Annotated in this window: 12 protein-coding genes; 8 read left to right on the top strand and 4 right to left on the bottom strand. The window is 72.4% G+C overall.

Annotation, left to right across the window (positions count from 1 at the left end):
• Positions 1-119: 119 nt before the first annotated feature.
• Positions 120-1,211 (top strand): aldo/keto reductase, encoded by a 1,092-nt coding sequence (locus OIE47_RS28005; protein ID WP_326557498.1) that lies wholly within the window; start codon positions 120-122, stop codon positions 1,209-1,211.
• A gap of 69 nt (positions 1,212-1,280) precedes the next feature.
• On the opposite strand, the gene OIE47_RS28000 is transcribed toward OIE47_RS28005, so the two are convergent.
• Positions 1,281-2,360, bottom strand: coding sequence for a glycoside hydrolase family 19 protein (locus tag OIE47_RS28000; protein ID WP_326557497.1), 1,080 nt, complete (start codon positions 2,358-2,360; stop codon positions 1,281-1,283).
• Positions 2,361-2,491: 131 nt separating this feature from the next.
• Positions 2,492-3,823 (bottom strand): MFS transporter, encoded by a 1,332-nt coding sequence (locus tag OIE47_RS27995; RefSeq protein ID WP_326557496.1) that lies wholly within the window; start codon positions 3,821-3,823, stop codon positions 2,492-2,494.
• Positions 3,824-3,890: 67 nt separating this feature from the next.
• Between OIE47_RS27995 and OIE47_RS27990 the strand changes: the two genes are divergently transcribed.
• From OIE47_RS27990 to OIE47_RS27980, 3 genes are all read left to right on the top strand, one after another.
• Positions 3,891-4,547, top strand: a complete 657-nt coding sequence (locus OIE47_RS27990; protein WP_326557495.1) for a TetR/AcrR family transcriptional regulator — start codon at positions 3,891-3,893, stop codon at positions 4,545-4,547.
• A gap of 69 nt (positions 4,548-4,616) precedes the next feature.
• Complete coding sequence (locus OIE47_RS27985) at positions 4,617-5,993, top strand: flavin-containing monooxygenase (RefSeq protein WP_326557494.1); 1,377 nt, start codon at positions 4,617-4,619, stop codon at positions 5,991-5,993.
• Positions 5,990-6,805 (top strand): SDR family NAD(P)-dependent oxidoreductase, encoded by an 816-nt coding sequence (locus OIE47_RS27980; RefSeq protein ID WP_326557493.1) that lies wholly within the window; start codon positions 5,990-5,992, stop codon positions 6,803-6,805. The genes OIE47_RS27985 and OIE47_RS27980 overlap by 4 nt, the downstream gene beginning before the upstream one ends.
• Positions 6,806-6,845: 40 nt before the next feature.
• Here OIE47_RS27980 and OIE47_RS27975 read toward each other — a convergent pair whose 3' ends face one another.
• Positions 6,846-8,378: a dienelactone hydrolase family protein gene (locus OIE47_RS27975; protein ID WP_326557492.1), complete on the bottom strand. Its 1,533-nt coding sequence runs from the start codon at positions 8,376-8,378 to the stop codon at positions 6,846-6,848.
• A gap of 51 nt (positions 8,379-8,429) precedes the next feature.
• Positions 8,430-9,539, bottom strand: coding sequence for a class I SAM-dependent methyltransferase (locus OIE47_RS27970; RefSeq protein WP_326557491.1), 1,110 nt, complete (start codon positions 9,537-9,539; stop codon positions 8,430-8,432).
• A gap of 182 nt (positions 9,540-9,721) precedes the next feature.
• Here OIE47_RS27970 and modA point away from each other — a divergent pair, with 182 nt between their 5' ends.
• From modA to OIE47_RS27950, 4 genes are all read left to right on the top strand, one after another.
• A complete protein-coding gene (gene modA / locus OIE47_RS27965) occupies positions 9,722-10,522 on the top strand; it encodes a molybdate ABC transporter substrate-binding protein (RefSeq protein WP_326557490.1) in 801 nt (266 codons plus the stop codon).
• 28 nt (positions 10,523-10,550) lie between these two features.
• Positions 10,551-11,378, top strand: a complete 828-nt coding sequence (locus OIE47_RS27960; protein WP_326563269.1) for an ABC transporter permease — start codon at positions 10,551-10,553, stop codon at positions 11,376-11,378.
• Positions 11,379-11,434: 56 nt separating this feature from the next.
• Entirely contained in the window at positions 11,435-12,493 is a 1,059-nt protein-coding gene (locus OIE47_RS27955) for an ABC transporter ATP-binding protein (protein WP_326563268.1), read from the top strand.
• A gap of 123 nt (positions 12,494-12,616) precedes the next feature.
• Complete coding sequence (locus OIE47_RS27950) at positions 12,617-13,282, top strand: cysteine hydrolase family protein (protein ID WP_326557489.1); 666 nt, start codon at positions 12,617-12,619, stop codon at positions 13,280-13,282.
• The last annotated feature ends 81 nt before the right edge of the window (positions 13,283-13,363 follow it).

The following is a 13,363-nucleotide window of genomic DNA, read 5'->3' as shown; positions in this document are numbered from 1 at the left end:
GGAGACACCGGCAAATTTTGGACTTGCAGGTCCATTTTTTCCGAGCCATGGTGAGGACCGGGCGGTCCGATCCGGGCCGGTCACGGGTTCGCCGGATGGGCGAGATGGGGGATCAAGCGATGAACCACTACTACCTGCTCGGCCGCTCCGGGCTGCGGGTGAGCCGGCTGGCGCTGGGCACGATGAACTTCGGCACCGGTGGTTTCCACGCCGCCTACGGCAAGACCGAGGCGGAAGCGGAACCCATCTTCCGGCGGTACGTGGAGACGGGCGGCAACTTCGTCGACACCGCGGACTTCTACACCGCCGGAGAGAGCGAGCGCATTCTCGGCAGTCTGATCGCCAAGGCGGGCAACCGGGATCGACTGGTGCTGACCAGCAAGTTCACCAACACCGTCGACCCGACCGACCCGAACGCCAGCGGCAACGGCCGCAAACACATCGTCCGGGCGGTGGAGGCCTCGCTGCGCCGGCTCGGCACCGACTACCTCGACCTCTACCTGCTGCACACCTGGGACCGGATCACCCCCGTCGAGGAGGTCGTCCGCACCCTCGACGACCTGGTCCGGACCGGGAAAATCCGCTACGCCGGCCTGTCGGACGTACCGGCCTGGTACGCCGCCCGCGCGCAGAGCTACGCCGAGGCGCACGGGCTCGCCCCGATGATCACGGTGCAGTTGCCGTACTCGCTGAACGCGCGGGGGATCGAGCCGGAGTTCGTACCGATGGCGCAGACCCTGGGCATGGGGCTCACCGCGTGGAGCCCGATCGGCGGTGGCCTGCTCACCGGCAAGTACCGGCGGACCACCACGGGCGTGACCGGTGCAGGCCGGCTCGGTAACCCGGACTCCCCCGTGGCCATCTCCGAGCACGACTGGCGCGTCATCGAGGGCCTCGAAACCGTGGCGGCGGAACTGGGCCGCCCGATGGCACAGGTGGCGGTCAACTGGGTGGTCACCCAGCCGGGCGTGTCGTCGGTGGTCATCGGCGCGAGCACCCCGGAGCAACTGGACACCAACCTCGCCGCGCTCGACTTCGAGATCCCCGAGGACGCCCGCCGCCGGCTCGACGAGGCCAGCACACCACAGGTGCCGTCGCTCTACTCGATGTTCACCCCGAGGTACCAGTCCTGGATCGTCAGCCCCGGCCTGGGCATCGGCGACAAGCCGGCCACGTACGCGCCGCCGGTGTTCAACGGCGCCATCGGGTAGTCGTCTTCGGCACACGGAAGAGCGGTGTACGGGCCTCGTCGAGTGGGGGCGACGAGGCCCGTACCCGGATCAGCAGTACAGGTTGTTCCCGGCGGGTACGCCGAGGATGCCGACGAACTGCTGGTACCTGGTGACGCGGCTCTGCACCTGGGGCGGGTTCCCGCCGTTGCACTCGATCGAGCCGTTGATGCTGCGGATGGTCTCGCCGAACCCGGCGCCGTTGACCATCGCGTTGTGCGGGGTCATGGTGCCCGGCCCGTTCTGGGTCATCCAGTACCAGATGCCGGTCTTCCAGGCCACCGCGGCGTCGTTCTGCACCAGCCAGGGGTTGGTCAGCAGGGGTAGGCCGAGGGCGTTGCCGGCGGCGTTGTAGTTGAAGTTCCAACTGAGCTGGATCGGCCCGCGCCCGTAGTAGGCGGCCTGACCGGCGGGACAGCCGTACGGCTGACCGGCGTCGCAGTAGTGCGGGTAGTTCGCCTGGTTCTGCTCCACGATGTGCACGAGTCCGCCGGTCTCGTGGTACACGTTCGCCAGGAAGGCGGCGGCTTCCTGCCGCTGGACGGTGGCGCTGCCGGTCCGTGCGAACGCCGAGTACGCGCTGAGCGCGGCGACGAGCCCGGAGTACGTGTAGAAGGAGTTGCGCCCCGGGAACATCTGGTTGAACTGCGCCTCGGTCACCACGAAGCCACCGGGGTTGGTCGGGGGCGGGGTGGTGGGCGGTTGGCCGCCGCAGGTGTACGGCTCCCAGTACCAGGTGCTGACGATCGGGTCGTACCCCGGGTTCTCGTGCTCGGCGATGTAGTACAGGCCGTTGGTGTACCGGACGATGCTCCCGGCGGGGTACCAGGTGCCGGCGGTCCAGTTCGGGTGGTTGCAACCGCCTCCCGGCGGCGGCGTGGTACCGCCGTCGCAGGCACCGAGGTCCTGCCAGACGCCGGTGGTGCCCGGCGGCGCCTCGTTCTGGGTCCACCACTTCGCCTGGTAGTTGCGTCCGTTGTGGGAAGCCTGGTTGCCGCCCCAGTAGACGGTCGAGGCCTGCCACGACGCGGCGCAGGCCGCCGCGGACGCCGGGGCCGACGGGATGATCGCCACCAGTCCACCGGCGACGACCAATGCCGCGAGTGTGACCAGGGCGCGCAGTCTCAGCATGCGATCACTCCTTCCTGGATGCCATGGCCGATGATCGGACTATGCATCGACGGGAGTGACTCTAACATCTTCTGTTCACAATCTTTACTATTAGGATCGACAGTCCGGGGGCGACCGGCGACGATCCCGGCTCAGCGCAGCGTCCGGTCCAGCGTGTACCCGCGTTGCAGCAGCATCGCCACCACCATCAGGGCCGCGGGGACCAGGCCGAACCCGAGCCGGATCATCGTGTGCGCGGACTCCGGCTGCACGACCTCGGTACCCGCGCCGGTGGCGACGAAGCCGCCGACGGCCAGGCAGGCGGAGTAGACGTACGGGCCGAGCGCGCCACCGGTGGCCTCGGCCGCGGTCCACACGCCGGTGTACGTGCCGGCTCGGGTGGTGCCGTCGGCGCCCCCGGACCGGATGACGTCCGGGACCATCGAGAACGGCAGCAGTTGCATGGCGGCGAACGCGATGCCGAGCACCGCGACCGCGCCGACCAGCACGGGCAGGCCGGCGGCGTCGCCGAGCGCCAGCACGAGCGAACCGAACACGAAGGCACCCTGCGCGACGAGGAGTCCGGGCTGCTTGCCGATGCGGCGGGCCACGACGACCCAGACCGGGGTGGCGAGCAGCGCAGGGGCGACAAACGCGGCGACCAGGACCGTGGTCAGGCCGGGACGGCCGAGTTCGTACTTGGCGAAGTAGGGCACCGCGGCCAGCACCAGGTGGGTGGTGGTCGACATGGCCAGGTACGAGCCGACCAGCCAGCGGAACTGCGGGTCGCGCAGGGCGACGAGCAGCGTACGCAGGCCGGCCGCACCGTGTCCGGACGTGGTGACCGGGGTCGGTGCGGCCTCGGTCAGTCGCCGCGTACCGGTTGTGCCGATCACCATGGCGACCAGCATCGACGCGCCGAGCACGAGACCCATGAGGGCGTAACCACCTCGGGTCGGTTCCTCCCCACCCGTCAACACCGGCGCGAGCACGCCGCTGAGCAGGATGCCCACGGTCAGCACCACCATCCGGAAGCCCATCAGCCGGGTGCGCTCGTGGTAACCGATGGCGAGGTCGGCGGGGGTGGACAGGTAGGGCACCTGGTACGCCGCGAACAGCAGGTTGCCCGCGACGAACACGACGGCGACCCAGACCGCGGCCGGACCGCCGGTGAGCCCGCCCGGCACCAGGAACAGCGCGACGAAGGCCAGCGGCAGGGCACAACCCGCCGTCATGAGCATCCGGCGGTGGCCACGGCGGACCAGGTCGGCGTCGGACAGGTGGCCGATCCACGGGTGCAGCAGCACGTCGGCGATCTTCGGCAGCAGCAGGACGAGACCTGCCGCGAGCGGTGCCACGGCCAGCACGTCGGTGAGGAAGTAGAGCAACAGCAGGCCGGGCACGGTAACCCAGGTGCCCATGCCCAGCGATCCGCCGGCGAAGGCCAGCAGGCCGGTACGGGGAAGCCGCGCCGCCTGGTCCATACCGTCTCCTCGCCGCGCCGCGCGGTGCAATCCAACGTTCGCTGGATAGTAGGGCACGATGGGGCGCATGACCACACCCCGACGGGGACCCGGCCGCCCTCGGCGTACCGACCAGCACACCACCCCCGAGATGATCATCGAGACGGCGGCTGGCCTGTTCGCCCGGCGCGGGTTCGACGCCGTCGGCATGCGCGAGATCGCGACCGCCTGCGGCGTGGACGTCGCCACCGTGCACCACCACGTGGGTACGAAGGCGGCACTGTACGAGGGCTGCTTCGCGCGGGTGTTCGCGGCCGAGAGCGGGGTGCTGACCGGGGCCGTGGCCGCCGCCCGGGAAGGGCTGACCGCCGGGCCGGACACCGCCATGACCGCGCTGCACGAGCTGGTCGACGTGTTCGTCGACTTCCTGGAGGATCATCCCGAGACCACCGGACTGTGGTTGCGACGCTGGCTGGAACCCGATCGTCACGCCGAACTCGACGAGCGGTACTCGGCCCCGCTCTACCGGGCCGTCGAGCGGGTGCTGAGCGACGCCGACGCCGCCGGGGTGCTCAGCGAACCCCAGCCCCACCTGGCCGTACGGAGTCTGGTGTGGTCCGTCCACGCCCACGTCGTCGGCCTGCTGTCCGGCGCGGACAGCGCCCGCCGCCGACGCGAGTTCCGCGTCTTCGCCCACCGCTGGCTCGACCGCATGTACGCACCGGGTCCGAGCGGGGCGCACTGAGCGGGCCCTTGACGTGCGGCCCGGCGCGGCGCAATATCCACCAGACGTTGGATTTTGTGGAGGGCGGGTATGAAGCCACGGGTCGCCGTGATCGGGGCCGGACCGGCCGGGCTGGCCACGCTCAAGGCGCTGGCCGACCGGGGTGTACCCGCGGTGGCCTTCGACGCCGGGACACAGGTCGGCGGGCTGTGGGTGTACGGCGCCCCGCACTCCTCGGCGTACCGCACCCTGCACCTGAACACCTCGCGGACCCGTACCGAATTCGCCGACCTGCCCATGCCCACGGACTGGCCCGACTACCCCGACCACGTCCGCGTCGCCGGCTACCTGCACGACTACGCGCGACGGTTCGGGCTGCTGGACGCCGTGCGGCTGCGCCACACCGTCACCGACGTCGCCCGCGTCGGCGAGGGCTGGCGGGTCACCACGACGGGACCGGACGGCGCGACCACCGTGGACGTCGAGGCTGTTGTGGTCGCCAACGGCCACAACAGCCGGCCCAGGCTGCCCTCCCCCGCCCATCCGGGCACGCCCGCCGCCGGGCCGGTCCAGCCGGCCACCGTCGCGCAGTTGCACAGCCACGACTACCGCGACCCCGAGCAGCTCGCCGGGCGGCGGGTGCTGGTCGTCGGGGGCGGCAACTCGGCCATGGACATCGCCGTCGACGCCTCCCACGTCGCGGCGAGCACCCTGCTGTCGCTGCGCCGTGGGGTGTGGATCGTGCCCAAGCACCTGCTCGGCAGGCCGTCGGACACCCTCAACGGCGCGCTGGCCAAGCGCCTGCCGTGGCGGCTGCGCCAACGCATCAGCCAGACCGTGCTGCGCCTGTCGGTCGGCCCTCCCGAGAAGTACGGTCTCCCCGCGCCCCGGCACGGGTTCCTCCAGGACCACCCCACCCTGTCGGACTCGCTGCTGTCGCGGATCAGCCACGGCGAGATCGGCGTACGGCCCGCCATCGACCGCTTCGACGGCGACCGCGTCCGGTTCACCGACGGCACCACCGACGGGATCGACCTGGTGGTCTGGTGCACCGGGTACGACATCCACCTGCCGTTCCTCGACCCGGCACTGCTCGGCGACGGCGCCGACCGGCTGCCCCTGTTCCGGCACGTGTTCCACCAGCAGGCGCCCGGTCTGACGTTCGTCGGGCTGACCCAGTCCACCGGCTCGGCACTGCCCGTGGTCGAGGCACAGGCCCGACTCGTCGCCGCACACCTGGCCGGCCGGTACGCGCTACCCACCCCGGCCGCGCAGGCCGCCGACATCGCCGCCGAGCTGCGGGCCGCCCGTGACCGCTGGGGCGACCGCCGCCCCGCCATGCGCATCGACTTCGACGCCTACCTCGCGCTCGCGGCGAGGGAACTCGCCGACGGCGCCGCCCGGGCCCGCCGCGGCCGGGGCGTGCGCTGGCACCGCGCCGAGGATGCCCCGGAGAGCGCCCGATGACCACCCTCGACGGCAGACGTGTCATCGTCACCGGCGCCAACGGCACCTTCGGCCGACTGCTGTGCGCGCGGCTGGAACTGGCCGGCGCCCGGATCGTCGGCATCGACCTGCACCCCGGCAGCGTCGGCACGACCCCGGTGATCGGCTGCGACCTCACCGACGGCGGGGCCGTGCCGGGCGCGGTCGAGCAGGCGATCGAGAAGCTCGGCGGGCTCGACCTGTTGGTCAACAATGCCGGTGTCGGCGGACCCGCCCCGGCCGAGTTGCCGCCCGGTGAGGCGGCCCGCCGCCAGTTGGAGGTCAACCTGATGGCGGCGTGGCACACCACCGCCGCCGCCGTACCCGCCATCGAACGCAGCCGGGGCCGGATCGTGTTCGTGTCCAGCCGGATGGCCCTGCTGCCGCTCCCGCTGGCCGCCGCGTACGGCGTGAGCAAGCGCGCCCTGGTCGCGTACGCCGACGCGCTGCGCCTGGAGGTCGGCACCCACATCGGGGTCAGCGTCGTCTACCCGAGCATGGTCGCGTCGCCGATCCACAACGCCTCCACCGCCGCCGGCCTGTCCCTGGAGGGCGTCTCCCGGTACGAGCCGGTCGAGGGAGTGGTCGACGCGATCCTGCGCGCGGCGACCGCCCGCAGGGCCCCGCGCGACGTCGCCACCACCGGACGTGGCCGGGTCGAGCTGTTCCTGGCCCGGCACCTGCCGTCGGTCGCGGGGGCGATCGTGCGCCGCACGATCGCCCGGCGCATCGCCGCCGGTGACCTGGACCGGGCCCCGCTGGCCGAGGGCATGCGCCGCCGGGCCGGCCGCTGACCCACGCGGTTTCGGACCAACCTGCCGTACCGGAAACCTCTCAGGTGATCGGCAGGCTGGTCGCGACCGGCCAGGCGACCAGCAGAGCGCCGGCCGGGATGGTGCGGAACCAGGGCGTTCCGGTCAGCGACGCCACACCGGCCAGCAGGAGGTACAGCGCGAGCAGGCCGGCGATCAACGGTGTGACGAGGGTGAGGAAACCGGGGGCCAGCCCGACGATGGCAGCCACGGGTACCGGCAGGCAGACAGCCGCCAGGACGCCGATGCTCCAGGGTGGACGGGCCACGGCATGCGCCCCACCGAGCAGGGCCGCGGTGGCAAGGACGAGCAACACCGTCAGCCACCAGCGCGACCCGTACGGCACCGCCGAGGTCAGGCCGAGATGAACGGGTACGACCACCGCCGCGATCCCGGCGACAGCGAGTCCGATCGTGGCGGCCGCCGCCCGCCACGGCGCGTCGGGACGTTGCCGGGTACCGGTCACCCCGTGCGCGTCGCCCTCCGCCGCACGGGCGTGGATGCGGCGGGCCACCACGGCCACGGCCGCGAGGGTGGCCCCGGCGAACGCGAAGTAGCCGACGAGGTAGCCGCAGACCGGTGCCGGCAGTGTCCGGGCCGCCAGCCAGCCGCCGACCAGCCCGGGTACCGGGGCGACCGCCACCGCACCGGCAAGCCACGCCAACCGTGCCCGTGCCGGTGGCGCGAGGCTGTCCCGGATCGGTGGCGCACGACGTACGGATGGCCGGACCAGCCCCGCGATCACCAGGAGCAACATCCCGACCAGGCACAGGCCACCCGCTGTCACCCGGCCCTTCGCGGCGATCACCGGTTGCTCCGGCCGGTTTCGCAGGGCGTCGTCGAGCCAGCGCGCGGCCTCGGCGTGGGTACGGTCGGCGTAGAGCACCCCGACGTGCTCGGCGAACCCCACCCGAACCATCCGGCGCCCGGCGTCACCGTCGAGGGCCGCCTGCGCGACGGACCGGATACCGGCCGGTTCCAGCGCGCCGACGATCAGCAGCAGACGGCGGGGGCCGGGCTGCAACGCCGCCGCCGCGCCGTCCCCCAGCGAGATCGCCACGGTGGCGGCGATCGACGGGTCCGCGGACCCGACCCGGACCACCGCCGCGGCGCCCATCGAGTGGCCGAGCAACGCCACCCGCGCCGGATCCACCCCGGACAGGTCCCGCACGTACCGGACGACCCCGGCGAGTTCCCGGTCGAGTTCGTCCTCCCCGGCCAGCGGGCGGGGGTTGGCGGCGTGTCCGGCCAGGTCCGGGAGGGCGACCACGTAACCCCGCCGTACGAGCGTGTCGGCGAACGGCCGCATCAGGCGCCCCGACCCCGCGTACCCGTGGGCGACCACCACGGCGGGCCGTCCGGCGCCGCCGCCGACCGGGCGGACGATCTCCACCGGTACGCCGTCGACCCGCACCGACACCGAGTGCAGCCCTCGTCCGGCGTACCCGATACCGAGCACCCCGGCCGCGAGCAGCAGTACGCCGAGGAGCAGCCCCGACCGCCACAGCACCGACCGGGTGCGAACCCGCCCCGCGAGCGCGGGCTCGATCGACATGCGCTGCACCGTACCGGTATCGACGACATCCCGGCGGGGGCGCCCGTCGGGTCAGGCGTTCCGGCGGGTGGCGGTGGCGAAGAACCGGTGCGGTGGGTCGTCGTACCGGTTGAGGTGCCAGCCGGTGAGGCCGGTCGAGCGACGCAGCGGTGCTTCGGCGAGGGGCTCGTCCGGTCGCAGCGGGCGGCCGTGGCGGGCGGCGAGCGCGGCCCGACCCGAGGGGTGGAACAGCACGAGTCGTCCGCCGGGTCGGGTGATCCGGGCGAGTTCACGCAGGCCCGCTTCGGAGTCGGGCAGGTGGGTGAGCAGACCCGCGGCGAACACCGCGTCGACGGACGCGTCGGCGAGCGGGAGGTTCCGGGCATCGCCCAGGAGCAGGTCGGCGGCGGCCCGCCCGGCATGCGCCCGGGCGGCGGTGAGCATCTGCGGTGTGAGGTCGAGGCCGATGACAACGCCGTACGGGCCGACCGCGTCCCGCAGGGCCGGTAGCGCCCTACCGGTTCCGCAGCCGATGTCGACGACAACGCCACCGACGGGAAGGTCCGCCTCGTTCACGGCGGCGGCGTAGGCGGGGAGGTCGTCGCCGAATTTCGTGTCCCAGGTGGCGGCGCGGGTGGCGAAGAAGGCTCGCGACTCACTGAGGTACCAGCGGTCCTGCGGGGCGAGGCGGTCGCTGAGATGGCGGATCACCGGCCAGGTCGGGTCGTGCAGGTCGACGACGATGTCGCACCCTGCACCACGGCCGCCGTTCGCCCCTGGCCCGACCGGCGGGGTACGGAGCCAGACGACCACGTCCCACCTACCGCTCGGCGGGCGCGCGAGCCAACCGGAGCCGTCAGCGACGGTGACGGTGTCCGGGGTGCCTTCCGTACGCCGGTTGTCCCCGGCTTCGAGGCGGTAACGGGCGTCGAGCGGTGGTTGCCCGGTCGATGCCGGAGGTGTGTGCCCGGTCAGCCGGGCGCAGGGACGTCCGCCGGCGTGCAGCGCGTCGGCGAGCCGGTCGGCGACGACGGCAGCGTGCGCGGACCCGCCGTCGATCACGACGGACACGACGCCCGACGGGAGCGCGGCGGCGACGTGGTCGAGGACTTCGGTCCACCGCCGGCTCTGCTCCTCGGTCAGGGTCTGCCACGCCGGTAGCGACGCCGGTTCACCAGCCATGACCCCATGATGCAGATGCGGCTCCCGGAATGAAACAGCAGGTCGAGGATACGGCCCGATCAGCCCATTAATCCTCGCAGTTGCGGCGCACTAAGGTGTCCAACGTGACGGTGTCTCGGATCGGTGGGGCGACCGTCGACCAACCCACTCTGACCGCCGGTAGTAGAGGGAGGACCAAGCTCGTGAGAGCACGACGGTTCCGTACCGCCCTGGCCACGCTCGCCGCCCTGGCCGCGCTGGGCCTCACCGGCTGTGGCGACGACGCCGACACCGCCAGCCCGCAACCGAGCAGCAGCAGTTCCGGTGTCACCGGCACGATCACCGTCTTCGCGGCAGCGTCGCTGACCGAGTCGTTCACCACCATCGGCAGGGACTTCGAGGCGGCCAACCCCGGCGCGAAGGTCACCTTCAGCTTCGCCGGCAGTTCCGCCCTCGCCACCCAGATCAACCAGGGCGCACCGGCGGACGTGTTCGCCTCCGCCGCCCCGGCGAACATGAAGACCGTCACCGACGCCGGCAACGGCGACGGCAGCCCCACCACCTTCGTGAAGAACCAGCTCGTCATCGCCGTACCGAAGGGCAACCCCAACGGGGTGACCGGGCTGACCGACCTGACCAAGCCGGACGCGAAGGTCGCCCTCTGCGCCGAGCAGGTGCCGTGCGGCGCGGCGGCGAAGAAGGCCCTCGACGCCGCCGGGGTGAAGCTGACCCCGGTCACCCTGGAACAGGACGTCAAGGGCGCGCTGTCGAAGGTGAAGCTCGGCGAGGTCGACGCCGCCCTGGTCTACCGGACCGACGCCAAGGCCTCCACCGCCGACGTGGACGGGGTCGAGTTCCCCGAGTCAGCGGGCGCGATCAACGACTATCCGATCAGCGTGTTGAAGAGCGCGCCGAACAAGGCCGGTGCGGCGGCGTTCGTCGCGTACGTGCTGTCGGACGCGGGTAAGTCCGTGCTCACCCAGGCCGGCTTCCAGGCACCGTAGACCGGTGCCCCTCCTCGAAGAGCCCGGTGTGGCGGCGCGGCCGGCGGTGGCCGCGCCGCCACACCGGCGCAGACGTACGGGACGGATCCCGGTCGGACTGCTCGTGCCCGCCGCGCTCGGCCTGCTGTTCCTGGTCCTGCCCCTGGTCGGCCTCCTGGTCCGTACGCCGTGGACCACCCTGCCGCAGCGGCTGACCGAACCCGGCGTACTGACCGCGCTGTGGCTGTCGTTGCAGACCGCCACCCTCGCCACGCTCCTCTGCCTCGCCCTCGGTGTTCCCCTGGCGTGGCTGCTGGCGAGGATCGAGTTCCCCGGCCGCCGCGTCGTACGCGCACTCGTCACCGTGCCACTCGTACTGCCACCCGTTGTCGGCGGGGTGGCGCTCCTGCTCGTCTTCGGGCGCCGGGGTCTGCTCGGCGGATGGCTCGACTCGACGTTCGGCATCACCCTGCCGTTCACCACCACCGGGGTTGTCCTCGCCGAGGCGTTCGTCGCCATGCCGTTCCTGATCATCGCCGTCGAGGGCGCGCTACGCGGCGCGAACACCCGCTACGAGGAGGCCGCCGCCACCCTCGGCGCCGGCCGGTGGACCACCTTCACGCACGTCACGCTCCCCCTCGTCGCCCCCGGCATCGCCGCCGGGGCGGTGCTGTGCTGGGCCCGCGCGCTCGGCGAGTTCGGTGCCACGATCACCTTCGCCGGCAACTTCCCCGGCCGCACCCAGACCATGCCGCTGGCCGTCTACCTCGCCCTGGAAACCGATCTGGAGTCGGCGATCGTGCTCAGCCTGATCCTGCTCACCGTCTCGGTGGCGATCCTCGCCAGCCTCCGCGACCGTTGGATCACCAGCCCGTGACCACGCCCGCCACCCCGGCAGCCGCACCCGACCACGCGGCCACCACCGCCGCCCCGATGCTCGACGCCCATCTTGTCGTCGACCGGGGCACCTTCCGGCTCGACCTGGACCTGCGGGTGAAGCCCGGCGAGGTGGTCGCCCTGCTCGGCCCGAACGGCGCCGGCAAGACCACCGCCCTGCGTACGCTGGCCGGCCTGGCACCGCTCACCGCAGGGCACGTCACGCTCGCCGGCCGGGACCTCGACCGGCCCGACCACCGGGTCTGGCTGCCCACCGAACGCCGCCCGATCGGGGTGGTCTTCCAGGACTACCTGCTCTTCCCACACCTGAGCGCGTTGGACAACGTCGCGTTCGGACCCCGCCGGCACGGGGTCGACCGCCGCCGGGCGCGGGAGCAGGCCGCCGGCTGGCTCGACCGGATGGGCCTGACCGAACACGCCCGACGCAAACCGCGGCAGCTCTCCGGTGGACAGGCCCAACGGGTCGCGCTCGCCCGCGCCCTCGCGGTCGACCCCGCGCTGCTGCTGCTCGACGAACCGCTCGCCGCGCTGGACGCCCGTACCCGGCTGGACACCCGCGCCGAACTGCAACGGCACCTCTCCGCGCACGCCGGGGCCACGCTGCTGGTCACCCACGACCCGCTCGACGCCCTGGTGCTCGCCGACCGGCTGGTCATCATCGAGGACGGCCGGATGGTGCAGGACGGCGACGCCGCCACCATCACCGCCCGGCCACGTACGGACTACGTCGCCCGCCTCGTCGGGCTCAACCTCTACCGGGGCCACGCCGACGGGCACACGGTGCTGGTCGGCGACGCCTTCCCGCTCGCGATCGGGGACCGGCACGACGGGGACGTTTTTGTCGCCTTCCCGCCGTCGGCCGTGGCCCTGCACCCGAACCGCCCCGACGGCAGCCCGCGCAACACCTGGCCGGCCACCATCGCCGGCATCCAGCGCCACGGCGACAACCTGCGCATCCAACTCGACGGCCCGATCGGGGTGGCCGCGGACATCACCCCGCTCGCCGCCGCCCAGCTCCATCTCGTACCCGGTCAAGCCGTCTGGGCCGCGGTCAAGGCCACCGAAACCCGGGTCTACCCCGCGAGCGCCCCGTGACCCGCCAGCCCCGAGGAGTCGCCATCACCGCCGTTCCACAGGGCAGGACCCGACCTCCCTGCGACCCCGGCGTCGGGCCCGGTTCGGCGATCCTGGAGCGGCGCCGACGGTAGGAGGAAGTCCGTGACCGACGCTGGGCAGAACCCCGACCCCCACCTGATCCCGCACTGGGAGTCGGCGGCGCTGGTCACCATCGACATGCAGGTGGACTTCCTGTCCGACAGCCCGTACGGCCTGGCCGGCACCACCGAGATCGTGCCGAACCTGCGCCGGGTCACCGACGCCTTCCGGGCCGCCCACCGGCCGATCGTGCACATCGTGCGCCTCTACCAGCCCGACGGAACGGACGCCGACCTGGCCCGGCGAACACTGCTCGCCGACGGCGCGCGGATCGTCGCGCCGGGATCACCCGGCAGCCAACTCGCCCCCGGCCTGCTACCCACGGGTGCTCCGCCACTCGACCACGCGCGCCTGCTCGGCGGCGAACCGCAGGAGCTCAACCCCACCGAGTACGTCATCTTCAAGCCACGATGGGGTGCGTTCTACCGGACACCGCTGGCGTCCCTGCTGGACGCCCTGGCGGTCGACACGATCGTCTTCGCCGGCTGCAACCTGCCCAACTGCCCCCGCGCCAGCATCATCGAGGCGAGCGAACGCGACTACCGCATCGTCCTGGCCACCGACGCCGTCTCCCGGGCGAGTACACAGGGCTTCCGGGAGATCGGCGGGATCGGCGTACAACTCCTGACCAGCGACGAGATCACCACCGCGTTGTCCGCCGTCCACTAGGGAGCAGACGGGGTCCAGGCCGGGCCCGGGTGGTCCGGCCGAGATGCTCGAAAGGTCGCAGCGGGTTACCCTCGCCATTGA

The organism is Micromonospora sp. NBC_01796, assembly GCF_035917455.1.
Lineage (GTDB): Bacteria > Actinomycetota > Actinomycetes > Mycobacteriales > Micromonosporaceae > Micromonospora_G.
This window is presented reverse-complemented; position numbering and strand designations above follow the sequence as displayed.

What these genes read in the sequence shown, in the direction of transcription:
- OIE47_RS27970 (WP_326557491.1), bottom strand. Translation starts at nt 9,539, where the DNA reads ATGGCTGGTGAACCGGCGTCGCTACCGGCGTGGCAGACCCTGACCGAG.
- OIE47_RS27980 (WP_326557493.1), top strand. Translation starts at nt 5,990, where the DNA reads ATGACCACCCTCGACGGCAGACGTGTCATCGTCACCGGCGCCAACGGC.
- OIE47_RS28000 (WP_326557497.1), bottom strand. Translation starts at nt 2,360, where the DNA reads ATGCTGAGACTGCGCGCCCTGGTCACACTCGCGGCATTGGTCGTCGCC.
- OIE47_RS27975 (WP_326557492.1), bottom strand. Translation starts at nt 8,378, where the DNA reads ATGTCGATCGAGCCCGCGCTCGCGGGGCGGGTTCGCACCCGGTCGGTG.
- OIE47_RS27990 (WP_326557495.1), top strand. Translation starts at nt 3,891, where the DNA reads ATGACCACACCCCGACGGGGACCCGGCCGCCCTCGGCGTACCGACCAG.
- OIE47_RS28005 (WP_326557498.1), top strand. Translation starts at nt 120, where the DNA reads ATGAACCACTACTACCTGCTCGGCCGCTCCGGGCTGCGGGTGAGCCGG.
- OIE47_RS27955 (WP_326563268.1), top strand. Translation starts at nt 11,435, where the DNA reads ATGCTCGACGCCCATCTTGTCGTCGACCGGGGCACCTTCCGGCTCGAC.
- OIE47_RS27985 (WP_326557494.1), top strand. Translation starts at nt 4,617, where the DNA reads ATGAAGCCACGGGTCGCCGTGATCGGGGCCGGACCGGCCGGGCTGGCC.
- OIE47_RS27995 (WP_326557496.1), bottom strand. Translation starts at nt 3,823, where the DNA reads ATGGACCAGGCGGCGCGGCTTCCCCGTACCGGCCTGCTGGCCTTCGCC.